We start from the raw sequence: 19,842 nt of genomic DNA on the forward strand, positions 1-19,842 counted from the left end.
TCGTCTTCTAATATTCATAAGAATGAAGTATAACGATGACCCTATTTTCATATAATAGAGAAGGAGCCACCCGCGCTGGGTGGCTCCTTTTGTGAATAAAAGAGACCAAAAGGACAGCGAAGTCGTTTCTACTTGAGAATAAGAGGATAAGGCCCTATATCGTAAGGGATGAAGGCGGTGGAAAGTATGCAGAATTGGGAGTGGAAACTATCAGCAGTTGGATTGCTTGTTATGGGTGCTTTTAGTTGCTGGCAGACAGGCATTTTTTTTGCGTCAGACATGTATCCAATTGTACTTGGATTAAGCATAGTTTCACTTGTAATAGGATTCTCCTTGCTGACTCGGAGTTATAGGGTTTGGGAGAATGCAACTGTATTCCCTGATATTCTCGTACTTTTATGTCCTTTTCTTATGATGGCACTATATGTGTTGCATGTGTTGTCTCAACCACTGTTTGCTCAGGGTACCTTCGTTGAACTATTGAAATGGGGAGGGTACGGGACGTTTGCGGTTATGGCTTATTATGTTGGAAGTAAGAAGGAGGGGAGAACTCTTCTTCAAGCAGGATGGCACGGCATAGGGTTATTACTTTCATTAAGTGCAATCTTTGATATCTATGGGCTTGTGAACATCCCTCATAATATAGTGTATAATTCGAACCCTGGCATAAGTGCCACAGGTGCAAGACTAGCAGGAATGATACAGTATCCCAACACATTCGGCGCGCTCATGGCCGCCTTCCTATTGGAGCGGCTATTTGCGCTAGGGCCGCTGATGCAGCAGCGGCCATCCACCCGGCGGGTGCTACTAGGCATTCTGCCGCTAGCACCCTATACCGCCGCGCTGCTCCTCAGCGAGTCGCGCGGCGGTTGGCTTGCGGCCGGCGTTGCCGTGGCCGCCGGCCTAGTGCTTGAGCGGCGGAGGCTAGCGCCGCCGCTCGTGCTTGCCGCCGCGCCATGCTTAGGCACGGCATTGCTGTACCGCCAGCTGGCACATGTGCAACTGGCTCCAGTTCCTTGGCCCAGCCTACTGTGGCTGGCTGGGCTGTGGGCCGGCGGCATGCTAGCCGGCCTAGGTCTATGGCGGCTGTACCAAAGCCGCCATCCCACTTTCAGCTCTAAAACTCACGTTTCACTCCACTCGGATTCTCAAGCTTCGTTCACTAACATCCACACGCATCTCCGTATCCGCAGACTCATAGCGATGTTGCTTGTAGCGTGTATCTGGACCGCTAGCTTTGCTACGATTTGGTTCACTGTGAAGGAGCGGATCACTGCAAATTACGGCACCGTATCCGCGCGTTGGATCATTTATCGAGATGCGTGGAGGTTAATACAGCAAGCACCATGGTGGGGACAAGGAGGCTATACTTGGCGAATGTCATATCCTACGATACAGTCTCAACCTTATGTAGGAAGTGAAGTTCACAGTGGATATCTCGATATCCTGTTGAATACCGGAATCGTTGGTTTTATGATCTTGGTGTTCTTGTTAATCGGAATCGGATGGATATTGTATAAGCAATATTGTGTACTAGTGCCTCCATATTTGGTATTAGTCCTTCACGCAGCGGTAGATTTCGATTGGAGTTTTGGTCTTGTATGGATTCTTATTTTTTGGCTAGCAGCATGGGGATTCTCTCGTCGTGATCGCATTGAACAGTCTACAGTAACTAATGTAGCATCTCTGTCCGCTCAGCACCGTTCCAAAAAGGTCATCTCCACGATAGTCTGTGTTCTATGGTTATGTACAACCATGAGTTTAGCTGGTTTCGCCCTTCGTGGAGAGATGAGTAGTCTCCTGCAAAGACAAGCTCTGCAGACTAAGGATTCTGAATATTCTCAGAAGTTGCTTCATTCATCCCTACGTTGGAATCCGATGAACACAGATGCAGCCCTTCAATTGGTGCGTATCTCATCACCGGAAGAAGGGATACGAGTACTTATACAAAGCCTGTCCTACGCTCCGCAGCACCCCGGCCTCGTTTGGAAATTAGCTAATGCTTATGGAGAGCTCGGAGAAAGTAAACCTTTCACCAGATGGTTGTCCTTGAGCAATGTATTAGATCCATATAACACAGAGAAACAAAGTCGCAGCCTTGAGCAATTACTTACACTTTCTCGTGATCAAATGGCTCTAGGAAATACGGATGAATCCTATCGTCTGATTCGTTTAGGGGTTAGTCAATACAACAAATACAAGCATATGGTGGAACAATTATCGGGACAACATGCTCAACTACATAATGATAGGAAATTCATATTAACGAGGGAGGCTGAAGAATGGGGCAGTCAACTGGATAGGTTGGCACAAATACTGCCCGATTCATGAGCATCTAACCATTAGCCTCCAAAAGCATCGCGAAATGCAAGACACAGCTTACCATGATCGACTTCCCATAATGTAGCGAGTTCTTCACTGACATCACTTTCCCACCACTGGTAGAGTAACTTACGATTGCTACTGTTTTCGTGAATCCAGATCAGCTTACCGATCACTTTCCGGAAGTATAATTCTTCACCTTGTTTCAATAATGGCGCTGGAATATGTGTCTTCATTCGTTTGAGGGTACGGTATAGCTCTTTACTACAGGCTCTACGTATTCCACGTGGAGTAGGAAGGGGTCTCGTATTCTTCGCTGTGTGATTAGGGGGCATAAATCCTCACTCCTTTCATCCACAACGTATGCATATAGATAGACGGAAGACACCATACAATTGTTAATTGGGCTCAAGTAGAAGGTATGTCCTTTCCTATGTTAGAATAGAAATTAGGAATAGGAGTTTTTAACCATTAAATACAGAATACATAATGAAAGAGGGGACGGAGTGGAGTTCATTTCGGAAATTGTTAATCAGCTATTTCATTGGATTCAAAGTTTAGGTTATTTCGGAATCATGATTGGTTTGATGGTGGAAGTCATCCCTAGTGAGATTGTACTTGCCTATGGTGGTTATCTGGTATATACGGAACAAATTAGTTTCTGGGGTGCTGTTTTATTTGGAACCATTGGTGGAGTAATAGCCCAAATATTCGTGTACTGGATTGGTCGTTATGGTGGTCGACCTGTGCTTGAAAGATATGGTAAATACATCTTTATTCATAAGAAACAGATTGACGCTTCAGAAGCATGGTTTAATAAATACGGCACAGGCGTGATTTTTACAGCTCGGTTTATTCCGATCGTTCGACATGCTATTTCGATTCCAGCAGGAATGTCTCGTATGCATTTGGGGAAGTTCACGCTCTTAACGACACTAGCCGTTATTCCATGGACATTCTTGTTTGTATATCTCGGGCGTTATTTAGGCGCAAAATGGGAGACAATTGATGAAGTGGCAGGTCCTTATATTACACCAATCCTTTTAATTGCACTTGCGTTATTAATTGTGTATTTCCTAATGAAATGGGTTAAATCCAAGAAAAGAGGAATCAATTCATGAGAACTAATTTAGCAGACAAACTTAGAACAGGTATTTCGCCACAACAGTTTATGGATGGCATGCAAAAGAATAAAGAGACGTTCCAATCCAACTATGATGCATTCGTATGGGATGTTGCTTCAGAACGTGAATTTTTCGGAAGTTTGAATCATCGTGATGATATACGTGTTCTTATTCTTGCTGCAGATTGGTGTGGAGATGTAGTGCGGAATATACCTGTAGTCTTCCATGCGTTAGAGACTGCTGGCATCCCTACGGAAGTATTAATTCTTGAAGAGAACTTTGATGTCATGGACGAATTCCTTACGTTAGGCGGAAGATCGGTTCCTGTGGTCATTTTCGTAGATACCGGGGGATATGTTCTGGGGTCTTGGGGACCTCGTCCGAAGCATGTTCAACAATATATGATTTCGTTCAAACAGGAGAATCCAGATCGTGAAGCATCAGACTATGCCGAGAATATGGCTATTGTACGTTCGCAAATGATCGAAGCTTATGGAGAAGGAGTCGATGTCCGTGCAGCTATCCTTAAAGAACTGCGCGAATTGATATCGGGGATATAATAAGTTATGTTGAAAATTGATAGTTACTCCTTAGGTCCTTTACAGACGAATGCCTATTTATTAACGAATGAAGAACTAGGCAAAGCGGTAATCATTGACCCTGGAATGAACCCCGGCGCGCTCATCAGAAAAATTGAGAACTTAGAGATTGCAGCTATTCTGCTAACCCATGCTCATTTTGATCATATGGGTGGCGTTGACGAAATTCGTAAACTCAAAGGGTGCCCGGTCTATTTGCATGATTTAGAAAGCGATTGGTTGACATCTCCCAAATTGAATGGTTCATTGATGTGGTCACAGGTATCGCCACCACTGTCGACTGATCCTGCGGAGTATGATTTGGCTGGAGGGCAGCAATTGGAGCTTATTGGACATCAGTTCGCTGTGTACCATACACCAGGCCATTCTCCGGGAAGTGTTAGTTTCCTTTGTGGCGATGACCTTTTCTCAGGCGATGTGTTATTTAAGCTTGGGGTAGGGCGTACGGATCTTCATGGCGGAAGAGAGCGGGATCTGTTCGATTCGATACACAATACGCTGTTTACACTTAAGGATGAAGTGAAGGTATATCCGGGACATGGTCCTCGGACAACGATCGGATATGAGCGTTCTAATAATCCGTATGTATAACTGCTAGGTCATATACGAACATGAAATTTACCAACGACAATATTTACCTGTACAAATGTTGACAATATGGTTACAATCTTGTTAGATATTTGTTTCACAATGAAAAAGCACGCAAGCTGCGGAATTGATCCCGGTTTGCGTGTTTTATTTTGTTGTGGACTTTTTTTGAAAGACAAATGAACGAAACGATCAACCTATTCGTATTATCTATGTCGCTGATGGAGAAAGGGGTTGGAGATGAAGACAGAGGAACGGAATAAAGTTAAACTTGCGCAGCAAGGAGACGCTGATGTTCTAGCAGAACTGATACATGAACATTACTCTTTTCTATATAAATACTTAGTTAAGGTCACTATGGACCCTGCAATGGCTGAGGATCTCGCTCAAGATACGATACTTCGGTGTATCGAGAAGATAAGCCTTTATGATGGTTCCTCCTCATTCTCTTCTTGGCTCATGACAATGGGGACTCGTATTTATATAGATCAGATACGCCGTAAGAAGAGGGAGAGAAATTGGCTCTTTAAGGAACAAGGGATCCGGCGAATTCGGTGGCAGTTTGAGAGTAGGAACGAGGAATGGGACGACGTACTTGAATCTTTAGCAAATTTATCTTCGGAACATCGGGTAACGGTGTTACTTAAACATTATTATGGCTATACCTACGATGAGATTGGAGAGATGCTCTCCATTCCCACTGGAACCGCTAAATCGAGAGTTGCCACAGGTGTTCGTCAATTAAGAGAGGAGATGAGTTAACCATGGATAGGAAAGATGAAAAAGGAACAGAGGAAGAGATATTCCTCAGCAAATTACGCCAAAGTATAGATAGAATGGATCATGTACTGGATCATCCTTCGATACCGTCCAAGGAACAATTGAAGGGTCACATTCATGAACGCTTACAAAGGCGTCGGAAGTCTATGATGATGGAACTGCTGTTGTTTTGGTTAGTCTCATTATTCGTGATGGGCAGCGGAGCATTATTAGTTTACTCGGCTCCTTGGATGGTTTGGTTGATTCAGGGAGTGAGTTTTGTTACGGCTTTCGTTCTGGTGGTACACTTTATCATCCATCGAAGAAAAGAGGATTTAGGATGAGTGAAATAATGAGTGAACTTAAGGAAATACCCATATGGCTCATCGTAACGCTTATACCGCTCCTTTTGATCCAAGGAACTTGGTTGTTTATAGATGCTGGAAAACGGGGGAAGTGGCGCTGGTTTTGGGGGCTATGGGGGATGGTTTATATCCCTATACCATTACTGTTATACCTGTTTTTTGTTAGGTTACCTGATGAACGTAAGAAATCCCGTGAAAAAAAGGATGATTAACATGGACGAAATTATTGCTTATTTACCATTAATTCTACCGATCTTAATATTACAGCTTGTCCTTGCAGTAATCGGTTTGATCTCCCTATCTAAGGCCCAAGAGGTACGTGGTCCCAAGTGGATGTGGATATTGATCATTGTTCTGGGGAATATGGTGGGAAGCATCCTTTACTTTGTTATTGGAAGGAGAGATGTATGATGGGTCTACTACAAGTGACTGATTTGAAGAAAAATTTCGGTAAAGAAAGTGCCGTTAGAGGATTAACATTTCAATTGGAGCAAGGGAAGTGTGTTGCTTTACTAGGTCCCAATGGTGCAGGAAAAACAACGACATTACGTATGCTTGCAGGGCTTCTAGAGCCTTCTTCAGGTGAAATTATCTTTGGTGAACATCATAGTGTTACGGATTATCGGAAGTGGCTTGGATATTTGCCTCAAAACCCAACGTTTTATGGGTGGATGTCAGGACAAGAATATATTCGTTTTGCGGCTGGACTTAGTGGAATGGAGCAGAAAGAAATTAGTAAACGAACTGAAGCTGTACTTGCGAAGGTAGGCTTACAAGATGCAGCTAAACGTCGGATATCTGGCTATTCTGGGGGGATGAAGCAGCGTCTAGGATTTGCACAGGCACTTGTTCATGAACCGAAGTTGTTAATCCTCGATGAACCTGTCTCTGCTCTTGATCCAATTGGACGTAGAGAAGTGATTAATCTACTTCGTGAAATAAGAGAAGAGACAACCGTTTTGTTCTCTACACATGTCCTACATGATGCAGAGGAAATTTGTGATGATATCCTCGTGATGGCGAAGGGACGTTTAGCTGAACAAGGATCACTTAGCTCTTTGAGAGAGAAGCATCGCCAGCCTCTTGTGATCGTACAAGTGGAGAGGGAACGTGAGGCACTGTTATGGCTTGATTCTTTAAAGAGTAAACCTTATGTATTACAAGCAGATATTAAAGCTGATATTGCAGAATTAACGGTTCATGATCTAGGATCGGCAAGAGATGAGCTCATGAGAGAGGCTACGGAGAATCGGATCCCTCTAGTGAGATTCGAAGCAGGAAGTTCTTCCTTAGAAGATATGTTCGTGAAAGTGGTGAGTAAGCAATGAGATCTACTTGGATATTTTATCGAAAAGAAATGCTAGAGATGTCTCGAAGTTTTAAGCTTCTATGGATCCCCATTGTCTTTGCGATATTAGGAATCATGATGCCAATAACCAGCCTGTTTATGCCGGAAATATTGGAGATGTCAGGAGGAGTCCCACCTGAGATGCTCTCATTATATGAGACTCCATCGTCAGCAATGGTGATGGTTCAAGTACTAAGCCAATATAGCACAATGGGCGTTCTGATCCTCGTACTTTCATGCATGAATAGTGTATCGGGCGAACGCTACGGGGGAACTGCGGAGCTAATCATGGTAAAACCTATTTCGTCTTTCGCTATCATTATTGCCAAATGGTTAGCTCAATGCACACAGGTATTCATTGCCTTTGGTTTTGGATACATAGCGTCGTTCTACTATACCTATCAAATGATTGGTCCTTTATCTTGGAAAAGTGGTTTAGCATCGTTTGGACTGTATGGTCTGTGGCTCATTTTAGGAATTACAATTGCACTTCTATTTAGTACAGTTCTGCGAGGAGCCGGAGCGGCTTTTGTCACATTAGCTATTCTAGCACTACTTTCTCTCTTGAATAGCCTTCTTCCTACTTGGTTTAGCTGGAGTCCAGCTCGTCTTACGGCTCTAGCTTCCGAGGTATTGGTTGGGAATCTTCTTTCTGTAACTTCCGTTGTTATATGCTGCTTGATTACCATAGGTATCATTGTTTTTTCTCTTCTTAGTGCAGCACGTCTCCTTCAGAAGCGAGTGCTCCCCAACTAACAAAGAGTCCATCTTAGTAGATACCGTAGACACCACTATGTTTTTTTAGTAGACTATTGAGTATCTTATTGACATCTAGGAGGTAGACGATGCTACTTATTGGGGAAAAAATTGTAATCGTCGATGACGCCTTTGAGCAGAATCTTCCGATCGGTGAATATGGTTATATTATTGCATATGACCGTAATCCCGATAATGCATTTGATTATGTCATTCGTGTACCGAAAGTTAATCGCAATTTTTTCGTGCCTAATGATGATGTTGAGCTGGAAGAACGGCTCATGCAAGAGGAAGTAGAGCGTACAACACAAGAAGCGCTAATCGATTACGCATTGGCGACATATAATGAGGAGCTATTTCATCACGTGATGAACGGCGAACCAGAATCTGTTGAGGAAGACGAGATGATCTCGAGCGAGGTATTGTCCCAAGCAGAATTTATTAAACAGGTCAATCTTCGTGCATGGATATAAAAAGAGTCGGCTTATGCCGACTCTTTTTGCTGAACTCTACTAGAAGAATAAGGATCTTGGTTCCTTGAGATTGAATTGTGAAAGGTTCTATCCTATAATTATAAACATTATCCTGAGGGTTGAGGCTTTAATCCTGTACTACTTGAGAAAGAATAGGGAGGAATAGAAATTACATGAATATATCGACTCAAGATGTTCAACATGTAGCCAAGCTTGCGAGACTAAATCTGAGCTCGGAAGAAGAGCAGGTATTTACTGAGCAGTTGAATGCGATTCTACAATATGCAGAGAAACTGGATGGATTGGATACGGAAGGCATAGAAGCTACAACACACGTGCTTCATCTTAGCAATGTCATGCGTGAGGATGTACAACGAGAGAGTCTTCCTACTGATAAAGTATTCGCTAATGCACCAGAGCATGAAGATGGACAATTTAAAGTTCCGGCAGTTTTAGAATAAGAGTCTTATTATTGAAGGGAGGAATCACGGTTGAGCCTGTTTGATTATACATTGTCTGAAATACATAACAAGATGAATGACGGGGAATTGTCTCCTACCGATTTGGTGGATCAGGCATTCAAGACGATCCATGAACGTGATAACCGTGTGGGGGCCTATCTTACGCTAGATGAAGAAAAGGCAAGAGCCACAGCACGTATTCTGGATGACGAACTGATTGCAGGTGGAGAGCGAGGATTATTGTTCGGATTGCCTGTGGGCATTAAGGACAACATTGTGACCGAAGGTCTTCGTACCACTTGTGCAAGTCAGTTCCTCAGTAATTTTAATCCTGTATATGATGCTACTGTGACGAAGAAACTCCGTCATGCGCAATCTGTTATCCTTGGTAAGTTGAACATGGATGAGTTCGCTATGGGTGGATCTAATGAAAATTCAAGTTTTCATCCTGTTCGTAATCCGTGGAATCTAGACTATGTACCAGGAGGGTCTAGTGGAGGTTCCGCTGCTTCAGTGGCAGCAGGAGAAGCTTATTTCACGCTCGGTTCAGATACAGGAGGATCTATTCGTCAACCTGCATCGTATTGTGGTGTCGTCGGCTTAAAGCCAACATATGGTTTGGTATCACGTTTTGGTTTGGTAGCTTTTGCTTCCTCGCTAGATCAGATCGGACCTGTAACGAAAAACGTAGAAGATTCTGCTTATGTATTGCAGGCTATTGCAGGTTATGATTCCATGGATTCAACTTCAGCTAATGTAGATATTCCTGATTACGTAAGTGCTTTAACTGGAGACGTTAAAGGACTCCGTATTGCAGTACCTAAGGAGTATATTGGTGAAGGTGTGGACCCGGCCGTTAAAGAAAAGATTATGGATGCATTGAAAGTACTTGAGGGGCTAGGTGCCGTATGGGAAGAGGTTTCCTTGCCACATACTGAATACGCTGTAGCGACCTACTACTTGCTTGCATCATCTGAAGCTTCTTCCAACTTGGCACGATTTGATGGTGTACGATATGGCGTTCGTGCGGACAACCCAGCGAACCTTCTCGATTTGTACCATGAATCTCGTAGTCAAGGGTTCGGTCCAGAAGTTAAACGTCGTATCATGCTTGGTACGTATGCGTTAAGTTCTGGTTATTATGATGCCTATTATTTAAAAGCACAGAAAGTTCGTACATTGATCAAACGTGATTTCGATCAAGTATTTGAGAAATATGATATTATCATCGGACCAACTGCACCAACTACAGCCTTTAAACTAGGGTCACAAGTAGACAATCCATTAACGATGTATCTGAATGATATTCTTACCATTCCAGTAAGTCTTGCAGGCGTGCCTGCGATAAGCATCCCATGTGGGTTAGCAGACGGACTCCCAGTGGGTATGCAAATTATAGGTAAATCATTTGATGAATCTACTGTATTGCGTGTAGCGCATGCTTTCGAACAACACACCGATCATCATACGAAACGACCTAACGTGTAACGTTCTATATAGATTGAACTAAAGTTTACATTTCCCATATTCTATAGATTCAAGTGTATCTCATGAATATGAGAGTTCGTCTTTAGTTCATTCTATCTAGGTAGAAGAGGAGGGAATAAGGCGTGTCTACATCCAAATATGAAACAGTCATTGGACTGGAAGTCCATGTCGAGCTACATACGAATTCCAAAATTTTCTGTGGCTGCTCGACTGAATTCGGAGCACCACCGAACACCCATACTTGTCCTATCTGCCTTGGGCATCCCGGCGTATTACCGGTTCTGAATCGCCAAGCAGTGGACTATGCTATGAAAGCAGCGATGGCACTTAATTGTACCATTGGAGACAGAAGTAAATTTGATCGCAAGAACTATTTCTACCCCGATTCACCCAAAGCATATCAAATATCTCAGTTCGACCAACCCATTGGTGAACATGGCTGGATTGATATAGAAGTGAACGGTGAGACGAAGAGAATTGGTATTACTCGTCTTCATTTAGAAGAGGATGCGGGCAAACTGACACATGTCGACGGTGGATATGCTTCTTTGGTGGACTTTAACCGCGTAGGTACACCTCTTGTAGAGATCGTATCTGAACCAGAACTTTCTTCACCGGAAGAAGCTCGTGCATACCTCGAGAAAATCAGAGCCATTATGCAGTATTGTGAAGTGTCAGATGTGAAGATGGAAGAGGGTTCACTTCGTTGCGATGCCAATATCAGTCTTCGTCCTTACGGACAGAAGGAATTTGGCACAAGAGCAGAGTTGAAGAACATGAACTCTTTCCGTGGTGTACAGAAGGGCATGGAATACGAAGAATACCGCCAAGCTGAAATCTTGGATGACGGTGGAGTGGTAGTGCAGGAAACAAGACGTTGGGATGATGGACAAGGGAAGACAATTAGCATGCGCGGTAAAGAACAAGCTCATGATTATCGCTATTTCCCGGATCCAGATCTTGTGACGTTACATATTGATGATGCTTGGAAACAGCGTATACGTGCATCTATTCCTGAATTACCAGATGCTCGTAAAGAACGATACAGCACTCAATATGGCCTGCCGAGTTATGATGCAGCTGTCATTACCGCATCCAAACCACTTGCAGATCTCTTCGAGGAGAGCTTGAAGTATACGAGTGATGCCAAAGCCGTATCGAACTGGATTATGGGTGATCTGTTAGGATATCTAAACAGCAGCAACCTAGAATTATCTGAGGTGAAGGTTTCTGGACAGGGACTTGGTGAGATGATCGGTCTCATTGAGAAGGGAACGATCAGTAATAAAATTGCTAAGACGGTATTTAAAGAAATGCTTGAAAGTGGGAAGCTACCACAGCAAATCGTTGAGGAACAAGGTCTAGTACAGATCAGTGACGAAGGAGCGATCCTTAGCATCGTGGAGCAGGTTGTGTCTGCTAACCCTCAATCGGTTGAAGATTATAATGCAGGTAAGCAGAAGGCGATTGGGTTCCTTGTAGGTCAAGTTATGAAAGAAAGCAAGGGGAAAGCGAATCCAGCGCTGGCAAATAAATTGCTTGTTGAAGTTCTAAGCCGCTAAGGCTATTAGGGGCTTGTCGATGCAGACAGGCCCTTTAGTCTAAATATAAGAAATTTGATACGCTACTTCTTATATTTCCTAAAAGACGGATACCCGCCCTTAAGGGACGGTGTAGCCGTTTCTTCTTGTATAAATGGGCAGGTAGGTATCAGGTCATTGGAATGGAGAATGATAAATGATCATAGAACTTTTATTAGATCATGAAGATACGGTGCATCAAATATGGCGTCTGCAGCAAGTGGCTTACCGACTTGAAGCTGAAAGAATTGGATTCAGTGATATCCCTCCATTGTTGGATACCTATGAGACACTTAGTCAGTGTGGAGAGAGATTTTTTGGTGAAGTGGATGAGGATGGGGAACTACAAGGAGCAATAGCCATCATTAGTGAGACCGCTGGAACAATGACGATTACTCGGATGATGGTCCAACCCGCTTGTTTTCGCAAGGGTATTGCTGGCAGGTTAATTCAGCACGTGTTAGATTATCATGTGGATACCCCGTTATTTATTGTATCAACAGGCACACGTAATGTTCCTGCGTTTACACTGTATCTGAAATTTGGATTTATTCCCTTTGATACTTATGAAGTAGCGCCAGAGATTGAATTGACCACATTTCATAGACATCAATAACAACGATTAACAACGTGAATAACTAACAGTTCTTGATTACTTAAAGGGGGTGCAGTGTGCATAATCCATGGCTGATCGATGATCTGCATATTCTAATACGTTTATTACTGTCAATGTTGTTAGGCGGACTCATCGGGTTGGAGAGAGAAAGCTCGAATCGTGCAGCAGGACTTCGTACACACATTTTGGTGTGCTTGGGGTCTTCTCTGATTATGATGCTCTCTATTTATGGATTCGCAGAATTTGCGAATGAAATGAATATTCGAATGGATCCGGCACGTCTTGCATCAGCAGTTATTACAGGTATTGGATTTCTAGGGGCAGGGACGATTCTGTTTACAGGGAAATCGATTACAGGGCTAACGACTGCTGCTTCGCTCTGGGTTGTAGCAGCATTGGGACTTTCGGTGGGTGCAGGGTTCAATTTTGCGGCTATTGCGACAACCCTCTTAATTCTGTTGACCTTGGTCTTATTTAATAAGCTTGAACAGCGATATATTAAGGGGAATAAACTACATTTAGTCACGATCCACGCGACGAATGCTCCTGGATTTCTTGATGATGTTTCCGATTTATTTAAAGAAGAGGGCTTTACGATTAAGAAATGTATAGTGAACGAACGTAATGTTAATCCATATGGGGAACTTCAGCCTCCACAGACGACTATTGAACTCACGATGCATGTATTAATCAAACGAACGTTTGATCCGATTTATGTGTCATCGAAAGTTCGGGGGTTAGAAGGAGTAACGATGATATCCTTGGAATGAATCGATTCCTTTACGAAAAAGGGTACTTTCCAAGATGAAAGTGCCCTTTTTTTAAATATAAGAAAGTATAAGTTTCACTTGATACGCTATTCCTTATATTTCCGCGTAAAACGGGTGACGTCCTTTGGAGAAGGACGGCGCAGCCGTTTCTACTTGGTTTGTCGATAAATACAGTACCCAATTGTTTACCAGTTACTAAACTTCCGTAATGGGGTATTATCTTAATTATCTTAATAATCTTAAGCAACGGTCAAGGTAAAGGAGGGGATATGAGATGAGCCTCTTGCAACAACAATCATCCACCAATAAGGAAGAAATACAACAACGTAAACAGCGTACAAGAAGATTTTTTACTCGTAAACGTAAGTTTATAGCGGGATTATTTGCAGCACTTTTACCTGGGTTAGGACATATCTATTTGGGATTATTTAAAAAGGGGATCTCATTCCTATTTATACTAATCCTAGACGGCTCAGCAATGTTATATTTTTCATCCAATGGAATGCATATTAATGTACCCTTTTTAATTCTTTTAGGACTAATGATTCCAGTTACTTATTTCTACAACTTATACGATGTACTTCAAGCGGCAGACTATAGGATTACTCTTCGTGATAAGGAACCAGATTTGATTCATGCCCCCTTACGAAATCGTCACAATCCTTTTGCTGGTGAAGGGAGCATTTCCTTCGGTATTTTACTTGTTGTTGGGGGGATGTTGTTGATATTATTCCACCAAAAACCTGCTTGGTTAGAACAATATATTGAACTTTATGGACAGTTTACGGTTGCCATTGGATTGGTACTTGTAGGTTTGGGACTTTTGATTCGAGAAAAGGTAATGCAGCGAGGTTCGAATACACATGGGGAGGGATAAGGATGAATAGCAAACACAAAATTCGCGTGGGACGGTATACAGCAGCACTTTTGTTAATGGCAACAGGGATTCTGTTAATCATAGATGAAGTGCAAGGAAGTGAATATATGCTTCTATTGCTTAAATGGTGGCCTCTGTTGGCGATTATGTGGGGACTTGAATCCATTCTTATCTACTGGTTTAGGCGGCATGAAAGAGGTATTAGGTCTAGACTTCGGCTCGATATAAAGGGTCTATCATTGTCTATTATTCTGAGCGCCAGTGTATTCATTGTGACTCAGCAAGAGCACTATTTATATCTGTGGAATAAAGTGAGTTTAAATCTGACTGCATCTTCCGTAGATTTTAGTGAGCAGGAAGGTAGAAGTTTTAATAAAGAAGTTCAAGAGATCCCGGTCTCCTTTGACAGTGAGAATATCGTTATAAATAATATCAATGGGGATATTATGTTACATCGTGAAGCTATTGATAATATACAGATTTCAACCGAAATATGGGTGGATCAGATTACAGGCCCTGAAAGGGAAGCCATAGTCGAACAGTCATTACTTGAGATTAGTGAAGGAACGACGATCAATATCGCAACTATAGCTAAAGCTTATGGACAGTCTGGTAAACGTCAACCTCGGATGAATCTTAACATCGCGCTTCCAGAGAATAGACGTTTTAATTTAGATGTACGAACGATGAATGGGAATATCAAACTGAAGAATATAAATGCAATAGAGAATATTTCATTGGAAAGTGCCAATGGAAAGATAGAATTAGACAATGTACTAGGAAACGTCAAGGGTAAAACATTAAATGGTAGCGTTCGAATTATTAATCTTGAAGGTAACGCGGATATTATTTCCAGTCAAGGGAATATGGAGGCTACGGATACATCGGGTACACTAAAATTGTTGACTCAAGTAGGAAATATCTCTGTCGTTCGTGCACGTAGTGATGTTGATATCAGAACGAAGAATGGGGATATCTATGTGAGCCAATCCCAAATGAATCTCAAAGCGGAATCACTTAATGGAGGTATTACTGTGTATGCCTACCAAATCGGTGGAGACTGGGATATTTATAGTGCGGTGGGAGTTATGTCTTTGTACTTGCCGTTGGAAGCGAATTATAAGCTGAATGGTACGATTGCTTATGGTGATATTCAAACGACTATACCTGCATTTACAATTGTAAATAAAACCATTTTAGGAACAATTGGAGAGGGTGATTATTCCATACGAGTGGAAGGGAATAGCGATCTATTTGTAAATTCTCTCTAAAATAGTGCTCTTCATAGGTTTGATGAGATTTGCAGTACATTGACAATTATCAGATAATAACCGTAATATAATAATAATGATACTAATCTAGATGATTTTATAAAAGGTGGCGGGATAGATGGGAACGCGAGTCCAACATGCATTGGAACAACTAAAAACGACCGGTGTCCGGATCACACCCCAACGTCATGCCATTTTAGACTACTTAATGGAATCCATGACTCATCCTACAGCAGATGAGATATATCGTGCATTAGAACCAAGGTTCCCAAGCATGAGCGTTGCGACAGTTTACAATAATTTAAAGATGTTTACTGAAGCTGGGATGGTTCATGAATTAACATATGGCGATTCATCAAGTCGTTTTGACGCGAACGTGTCGGAGCATTACCATGTCATTTGTGAAGAGTGCGGTAAAATTGAAGATTTCATGTATCCGTCTTTAGTTGACGTTGAGCGCGTAGCGGAAGAGGCTACAGGCTACCAAGTAAAGGGTTTAAGGATGGAACTTTACGGAGTCTGTGACACATGTAAGAAAGATTAAGCCGATACACAGCGTCATAAAACATGTGATTCCTAGCAGGATTCTTCATGTTTTATTTTTTTTAAATATAAGAAAGTATAAGTTTCACTTGAACTCTATTCCTTATATTTTCGCTGAAACGGGTGCCGTCCTTGGAAAAGGACGGTATAGCCGGTTCTACTTGTATAATATTTCACATTCATTGATTTACGGAGGTTATATTGTGAGAATAAGAAGTAACCCAAGACGAAACAAGAGAAAAAGGCGACTCGGTCCACTTCTTCTAGTGATATGTTTATTTTTGATAGGTGGTTATTATTTATATACTCAGTCGCTTCCCAATTCAGAGCATGTTGAACCTGATTGGAAAGGAAAGAGTAGTCCTATTTTTGTGCGTGGTGAGCTGCTTGAATACTCCGCTTTGGGTACGGGGGAAGATTTAAAGCTTCCATTGCCTGTATTACAAGATGTGATTGATCCACATATTCGATATGAATCGCAGACGAAATCTATTATTCTCACAACTTCTGAGAAGTTAGTGCATTTAACTCCGGATGAGAAAGAAGCCAAGATTAACAATGAAACAACGCAGCTCCGTTTTGCTCCTGAGGAGTCAGAAGGTATTATGTACTTGCCTATTCGTGTGCTAAAGGAAGTATACGGGTTAGCTGTGTATGAAGATGTCGATTCAGGTGCAGTTCTACTTATGAAAGCTGGAGAGAGTATTCCCATGGGAACGGCGAAAGCGAGTGAGTCGGATGCTACCGTGGCTATGCGTAAGGAGAATTCAATACATGCGCCTATTATATTTGACGTACCTGTTGGTACTGAGCTAAGAGTATGGAGTACGAAAGAAGATTGGTATTATGTGCAATTGGATAATGGCTTTACAGGATATATGGAGAAGAACACAGTAGTTATGGGGGAAAGTAGAACCGTAGCAACTCCTCCTCAAGTTCTTACACGTGCCGAGCGAAGTTGGAAAGGGAAACCTGTTAATCTGGTTTGGGAAGCTGTGTATCAGAAGAAACCCAATCCAGCTAAGATTGGCGAACTTCCAGGTGTAAACGTCGTAAGTCCAACCTGGTTCAGTATCATTGATGGTGAAGGGAATGTGCGAAGCCAAGCAGACTTAGATTATGTGAAATGGGCGCATAAGAAGAAAATGGAAGTGTGGGGTTTACTCAGTAACAGTTTTGAACCTGACATTACCTCTAAAGCGATGGGTAGCTTTGTTAGTAGGATGAACGTGATCAATCAAATGTTACAGTATGCAGATTTATACGAGTTAGATGGTATTAATCTGGATTTCGAGAATGTATATACGAAAGACGGCAGCAACATCACTCAATTCGTACGGGAATTAAAACCTCTTGCGGAAGCTAAAGGACTTATCATATCCATAGACGTAACACCTAAGTCGAGAAGTGAGATGTGGTCACTTTTTCTAGATAGACAAGCCCTTGCAGAAGCTGCTGACTATCTTATTGTGATGGCTTACGATGAGCATTGGGCATCAAGCCCTAAAGCAGGATCAGTTTCTTCTCTCCCTTGGGTGGAAGCGGCATTGCAGCGTATTATCAAAGAGGATAAAGTTTCTCCAGAAAAGCTTATTATGGGAATTCCTATGTACACCAGGATATGGAGTGAAGAGGTTAAGGATGGAGAAACCAAGATTAGCTCTAAAGCTGTGGGAATGGATTCTGTAGCTGACATTATTCGTACAAAGAAGTTAAAACCAACTTATTTAGAGGGACCTAAACAAAATTACGTTGAATATATGGAAGATACTGTACTTAAGAAAATATGGATTGAAGACGAGGTATCTTTAAAATCAAGGGTTGAGTTAGCGAAATCATTACAACTCGGGGGTATTGCTTCTTGGACCCGTAATTTAGCGAATGAGACAGCGTGGAAAGTCCTCAAATCAATTCATCCTTAAATTATTGTACTTGAATGTGAGTTTAATGAAATCATAATATGTATAACATTTTAATAAAAACGGCATCCTTATGATAAGGATGCCGTTTTTATTAAAATAGAAAAATTGCATGCTACCCTTGAGAGGATTGTTGACTAAGTTCTTCCTCCAACGCTTCAGCGGTGATGGTTGCTATTCCTGAGTCCGTCGTTAGTATCGTTTTGCAGAACATACAACGATCTGTTCGACCTAACATTTTCGTCAATTTGCCACATTGGGGACATTGAATTTGAACTGCGCTTGTAGATAACATACCAGCCCAGAAGTAAATACCTAGGCTACCAACCATGGCAATTAGACCGATAACCAGACCTATAGCTGCAAGGATTTTACCAGAATGACCCCAGAACACGATGCCTGCTGTTCCTAACACCATAAGTCCCATGCCAATCATGGTTAGTAATAGTCCCCATGTACGAAATGCATTGATTTTTGCAGACTTAAACATCATGGTATGTTCACCCTATCATTTAGAATAATATAATTCATTTTCGAAGAAGGAACTCGTATGTACATGTTGAAATATAGTATAACTGAAATGGCGTATTTACGCCAAGAAATGTATGGAGGGCATCGTGAAATTATCAAACCTATATTCGCAGTATAAAGAAGTATTTGATGAAGATACCCTAGGAGCTATTGTATGCCAACAACATGATCAGAACAAACAGGGGGCTCTTTTTCATGAATACGATATTCTATTGTTAGTGGTGCAAGTGTCTGAACAGAGAAAGGTTAACCATCTTATGTTTGGCGGAAAAGTCTGCCAAGTACTTCATGTAAGTCTTAGATTACTTAGACGCCGGCTCATAGCGGGTGAGAAGTGTGATTTAGTGAAATGCTTGTTAGAGGGTGATATTATTTTTGATACGGATGGCGTTCTGGCGAATCTCTCTTTGGAATTTGAAGAATTTAAGCAACCGCTTCGGGATCAAGTCATGTTCTTGGAATTTTCACGCTTTCTCTGGTTGTATCTAGAAAGTAAACGTTATATGAGTGAAGGTTATATTATGGATGCTTATCATAGTGTCATACAATCCCTTCATCACTGGGCACGAATTGAATTAATTGAACGAGGGATACGTCCACAGAATAATGTATGGGAACAAGTTCGTGGATTAAATACAGCTGTCCATAAACTATATGAAGAATTAACGGTAAGTAAGGAAACGTTGAAACAACGGGTTGAATTGGTACTTTTGGGATGTGAGTTTTCTGTATTATCCAAGATGGCCGAATGTTCAGGTCTACTGATTAACGTGATAGGCAGTCGTTCCAAGCCGTGGAGCATTAGAGAATTAATTCAACATCCGGAGTTGAAAATAGTCAACGAAGAACTTCCGCTTGTACTTCGTAAGTTAGTATATCGTTCGATTATTAAAGAAGTGAAGATGGAGAGCGACCTAAATCCACACGGTAAACATAATATTCTATATAGTACGATTTGAGCTAGGTAGGAAGAGGGGAGGAGAGTCTAATGACTTTCCTTTCCTTTTCTTTTTATGGTGGGGATATTCATGAAATGGAGACTTACATAATACGTGACTTATTAATTCAAAATGGATGCAAGTCAAAAGAGATATGGTTCTTATTACGTCATGACATAGGTAGAATCGCTATTAGGTATCTTCGTAACTCATCTTATGTGTGTGAGGAAAAGTTCTTCAATATGTTATTAGCAGAAATAATTGTGAGGCTAAACAATTAGGGATTGTGTGATCAAAAAAATATCTTAAAATAAATTTGACTCAGCTATAGTTTTCGTGATAAATTATATCTCGCCCCATTAAACGTGAGCTGATAAATGATAAGTCATTTATCGTCACTGAAAAAGAAGTTGAAAAAAACTTCTTGACGAAATGGTGGTCAACATGATATGATATAGAAGTTGTCGCCGAGAACGACTGGTGCTAACAAAACGAAAACATTGGTCTTTGAAAA

Annotated in this window: 23 protein-coding genes; 21 read left to right on the forward strand and 2 right to left on the reverse strand. The window is 41.7% G+C overall.

Going from position 1 to position 19,842, the window contains the following annotated elements; translation table 11 throughout:
* Positions 1 to 186: 186 nt before the first annotated feature.
* Entirely contained in the window at positions 187 to 2,331 is a 2,145-nt protein-coding gene (locus PGLA_RS17255) for an O-antigen ligase family protein (RefSeq protein WP_161487941.1), read from the forward strand.
* An 11-nt stretch (positions 2,332 to 2,342) separates the two neighbouring features.
* Here the strand turns inward: PGLA_RS17255 and PGLA_RS17260 are convergent, their stop codons facing one another.
* The gene (locus PGLA_RS17260) at positions 2,343 to 2,657 is read right to left on the reverse strand and encodes a dehydrogenase (RefSeq protein WP_068535189.1); all 315 of its coding nucleotides are present in this window, start codon (positions 2,655 to 2,657) and stop codon (positions 2,343 to 2,345) included.
* A gap of 171 nt (positions 2,658 to 2,828) precedes the next feature.
* Here PGLA_RS17260 and uptA point away from each other — a divergent pair, with 171 nt between their 5' ends.
* The 19 genes from uptA (at position 2,829) to PGLA_RS17355 (ending at position 17,862) form a co-directional block, all read left to right on the forward strand.
* A complete protein-coding gene (uptA, locus tag PGLA_RS17265) occupies positions 2,829 to 3,443 on the forward strand; it encodes an undecaprenyl phosphate transporter UptA (protein ID WP_068535192.1) in 615 nt (204 codons plus the stop codon).
* Positions 3,440 to 4,006 carry a thioredoxin family protein gene (locus PGLA_RS17270; RefSeq protein WP_068535195.1) on the forward strand — a complete coding sequence of 189 codons (567 nt, stop codon included), beginning with the start codon at positions 3,440 to 3,442 and terminating at the stop codon, positions 4,004 to 4,006. The genes uptA and PGLA_RS17270 overlap by 4 nt, the downstream gene beginning before the upstream one ends.
* 6 nt (positions 4,007 to 4,012) lie before the next feature.
* Complete coding sequence (locus PGLA_RS17275; RefSeq protein ID WP_068535198.1) at positions 4,013 to 4,636, forward strand: MBL fold metallo-hydrolase; 624 nt, start codon at positions 4,013 to 4,015, stop codon at positions 4,634 to 4,636.
* A gap of 237 nt (positions 4,637 to 4,873) precedes the next feature.
* The gene (gene sigY, locus PGLA_RS17280) at positions 4,874 to 5,395 is read left to right on the forward strand and encodes an RNA polymerase sigma factor SigY (RefSeq protein WP_068535202.1); all 522 of its coding nucleotides are present in this window, start codon (positions 4,874 to 4,876) and stop codon (positions 5,393 to 5,395) included.
* 2 nt (positions 5,396 to 5,397) lie between these two features.
* Positions 5,398 to 5,736: a YxlC family protein gene (locus tag PGLA_RS17285; protein WP_068535204.1), complete on the forward strand. Its 339-nt coding sequence runs from the start codon at positions 5,398 to 5,400 to the stop codon at positions 5,734 to 5,736.
* Positions 5,733 to 5,969: a hypothetical protein gene (locus PGLA_RS17290; RefSeq protein ID WP_245700047.1), complete on the forward strand. Its 237-nt coding sequence runs from the start codon at positions 5,733 to 5,735 to the stop codon at positions 5,967 to 5,969. The genes PGLA_RS17285 and PGLA_RS17290 overlap by 4 nt, the downstream gene beginning before the upstream one ends.
* 1 nt (position 5,970) lies before the next feature.
* Complete coding sequence (locus PGLA_RS17295; RefSeq protein ID WP_068535207.1) at positions 5,971 to 6,168, forward strand: PLD nuclease N-terminal domain-containing protein; 198 nt, start codon at positions 5,971 to 5,973, stop codon at positions 6,166 to 6,168.
* A complete protein-coding gene (locus PGLA_RS17300) occupies positions 6,165 to 7,085 on the forward strand; it encodes an ABC transporter ATP-binding protein (RefSeq protein ID WP_342671693.1) in 921 nt (306 codons plus the stop codon). The genes PGLA_RS17295 and PGLA_RS17300 overlap by 4 nt, the downstream gene beginning before the upstream one ends.
* A complete protein-coding gene (locus PGLA_RS17305) occupies positions 7,082 to 7,861 on the forward strand; it encodes an ABC transporter permease (protein WP_068535213.1) in 780 nt (259 codons plus the stop codon). The genes PGLA_RS17300 and PGLA_RS17305 overlap by 4 nt, the downstream gene beginning before the upstream one ends.
* An 89-nt stretch (positions 7,862 to 7,950) precedes the next feature.
* On the forward strand, positions 7,951 to 8,334 hold the full coding sequence (locus PGLA_RS17310; protein WP_068535216.1) for an ATPase: 384 nt from the start codon (positions 7,951 to 7,953) through the stop codon (positions 8,332 to 8,334).
* 173 nt (positions 8,335 to 8,507) lie between these two features.
* The gene (gene gatC, locus PGLA_RS17315; protein WP_068535218.1) at positions 8,508 to 8,795 is read left to right on the forward strand and encodes an Asp-tRNA(Asn)/Glu-tRNA(Gln) amidotransferase subunit GatC; all 288 of its coding nucleotides are present in this window, start codon (positions 8,508 to 8,510) and stop codon (positions 8,793 to 8,795) included.
* 30 nt (positions 8,796 to 8,825) lie between these two features.
* A complete protein-coding gene (gatA, locus tag PGLA_RS17320; protein ID WP_068535220.1) occupies positions 8,826 to 10,283 on the forward strand; it encodes an Asp-tRNA(Asn)/Glu-tRNA(Gln) amidotransferase subunit GatA in 1,458 nt (485 codons plus the stop codon).
* A 122-nt stretch (positions 10,284 to 10,405) separates the two neighbouring features.
* Positions 10,406 to 11,845 carry an Asp-tRNA(Asn)/Glu-tRNA(Gln) amidotransferase subunit GatB gene (gene gatB, locus PGLA_RS17325; protein ID WP_068535223.1) on the forward strand — a complete coding sequence of 480 codons (1,440 nt, stop codon included), beginning with the start codon at positions 10,406 to 10,408 and terminating at the stop codon, positions 11,843 to 11,845.
* Between the two features lie 175 nt (positions 11,846 to 12,020).
* On the forward strand, positions 12,021 to 12,479 hold the full coding sequence (locus PGLA_RS17330; RefSeq protein WP_068535225.1) for a GNAT family N-acetyltransferase: 459 nt from the start codon (positions 12,021 to 12,023) through the stop codon (positions 12,477 to 12,479).
* 56 nt (positions 12,480 to 12,535) lie between these two features.
* Positions 12,536 to 13,249, forward strand: coding sequence for an MgtC/SapB family protein (locus PGLA_RS17335; protein ID WP_068535228.1), 714 nt, complete (start codon positions 12,536 to 12,538; stop codon positions 13,247 to 13,249).
* A gap of 274 nt (positions 13,250 to 13,523) precedes the next feature.
* Positions 13,524 to 14,126 carry a hypothetical protein gene (locus PGLA_RS17340; RefSeq protein WP_068535231.1) on the forward strand — a complete coding sequence of 201 codons (603 nt, stop codon included), beginning with the start codon at positions 13,524 to 13,526 and terminating at the stop codon, positions 14,124 to 14,126.
* A gap of 2 nt (positions 14,127 to 14,128) precedes the next feature.
* Complete coding sequence (locus tag PGLA_RS17345; protein ID WP_068535234.1) at positions 14,129 to 15,397, forward strand: DUF4097 family beta strand repeat-containing protein; 1,269 nt, start codon at positions 14,129 to 14,131, stop codon at positions 15,395 to 15,397.
* Positions 15,398 to 15,515: 118 nt separating this feature from the next.
* On the forward strand, positions 15,516 to 15,941 hold the full coding sequence (gene perR / locus PGLA_RS17350; protein WP_068535237.1) for a peroxide-responsive transcriptional repressor PerR: 426 nt from the start codon (positions 15,516 to 15,518) through the stop codon (positions 15,939 to 15,941).
* A gap of 202 nt (positions 15,942 to 16,143) precedes the next feature.
* Complete coding sequence (locus tag PGLA_RS17355) at positions 16,144 to 17,862, forward strand: glycosyl hydrolase family 18 protein (protein WP_245700050.1); 1,719 nt, start codon at positions 16,144 to 16,146, stop codon at positions 17,860 to 17,862.
* A gap of 112 nt (positions 17,863 to 17,974) precedes the next feature.
* Here PGLA_RS17355 and PGLA_RS17360 read toward each other — a convergent pair whose 3' ends face one another.
* Positions 17,975 to 18,352 (reverse strand): YgzB family protein, encoded by a 378-nt coding sequence (locus PGLA_RS17360; protein WP_068535240.1) that lies wholly within the window; start codon positions 18,350 to 18,352, stop codon positions 17,975 to 17,977.
* A gap of 124 nt (positions 18,353 to 18,476) precedes the next feature.
* Here PGLA_RS17360 and PGLA_RS17365 point away from each other — a divergent pair, with 124 nt between their 5' ends.
* A complete protein-coding gene (locus tag PGLA_RS17365) occupies positions 18,477 to 19,349 on the forward strand; it encodes a nucleotidyltransferase-like protein (RefSeq protein WP_068535243.1) in 873 nt (290 codons plus the stop codon).
* Positions 19,350 to 19,842: the final 493 nt, after the last annotated feature.

Source organism: Paenibacillus glacialis (genome assembly GCF_001637205.1).
GTDB lineage: Bacteria > Bacillota > Bacilli > Paenibacillales > Paenibacillaceae > Paenibacillus_AQ > Paenibacillus_AQ glacialis.

Bases quoted from the DNA above. Each gene is read 5' to 3' on its own strand.
- PGLA_RS17270 (WP_068535195.1), top strand. From the start codon at position 3,440: ATGAGAACTAATTTAGCAGACAAACTTAGAACAGGTATTTCGCCACAA.
- perR (WP_068535237.1), top strand. From the start codon at position 15,516: ATGGGAACGCGAGTCCAACATGCATTGGAACAACTAAAAACGACCGGT.
- PGLA_RS17295 (WP_068535207.1), top strand. From the start codon at position 5,971: ATGGACGAAATTATTGCTTATTTACCATTAATTCTACCGATCTTAATA.
- PGLA_RS17360 (WP_068535240.1), bottom strand. From the start codon at position 18,352: ATGATGTTTAAGTCTGCAAAAATCAATGCATTTCGTACATGGGGACTA.
- PGLA_RS17345 (WP_068535234.1), top strand. From the start codon at position 14,129: ATGAATAGCAAACACAAAATTCGCGTGGGACGGTATACAGCAGCACTT.
- PGLA_RS17305 (WP_068535213.1), top strand. From the start codon at position 7,082: ATGAGATCTACTTGGATATTTTATCGAAAAGAAATGCTAGAGATGTCT.
- PGLA_RS17255 (WP_161487941.1), top strand. From the start codon at position 187: ATGCAGAATTGGGAGTGGAAACTATCAGCAGTTGGATTGCTTGTTATG.
- PGLA_RS17275 (WP_068535198.1), top strand. From the start codon at position 4,013: ATGTTGAAAATTGATAGTTACTCCTTAGGTCCTTTACAGACGAATGCC.
- sigY (WP_068535202.1), top strand. From the start codon at position 4,874: ATGAAGACAGAGGAACGGAATAAAGTTAAACTTGCGCAGCAAGGAGAC.
- PGLA_RS17285 (WP_068535204.1), top strand. From the start codon at position 5,398: ATGGATAGGAAAGATGAAAAAGGAACAGAGGAAGAGATATTCCTCAGC.
- PGLA_RS17330 (WP_068535225.1), top strand. From the start codon at position 12,021: ATGATCATAGAACTTTTATTAGATCATGAAGATACGGTGCATCAAATA.
- PGLA_RS17310 (WP_068535216.1), top strand. From the start codon at position 7,951: ATGCTACTTATTGGGGAAAAAATTGTAATCGTCGATGACGCCTTTGAG.
- gatC (WP_068535218.1), top strand. From the start codon at position 8,508: ATGAATATATCGACTCAAGATGTTCAACATGTAGCCAAGCTTGCGAGA.
- PGLA_RS17260 (WP_068535189.1), bottom strand. From the start codon at position 2,657: ATGCCCCCTAATCACACAGCGAAGAATACGAGACCCCTTCCTACTCCA.
- PGLA_RS17300 (WP_342671693.1), top strand. From the start codon at position 6,165: ATGATGGGTCTACTACAAGTGACTGATTTGAAGAAAAATTTCGGTAAA.
- PGLA_RS17340 (WP_068535231.1), top strand. From the start codon at position 13,524: ATGAGCCTCTTGCAACAACAATCATCCACCAATAAGGAAGAAATACAA.
- PGLA_RS17290 (WP_245700047.1), top strand. From the start codon at position 5,733: ATGAGTGAAATAATGAGTGAACTTAAGGAAATACCCATATGGCTCATC.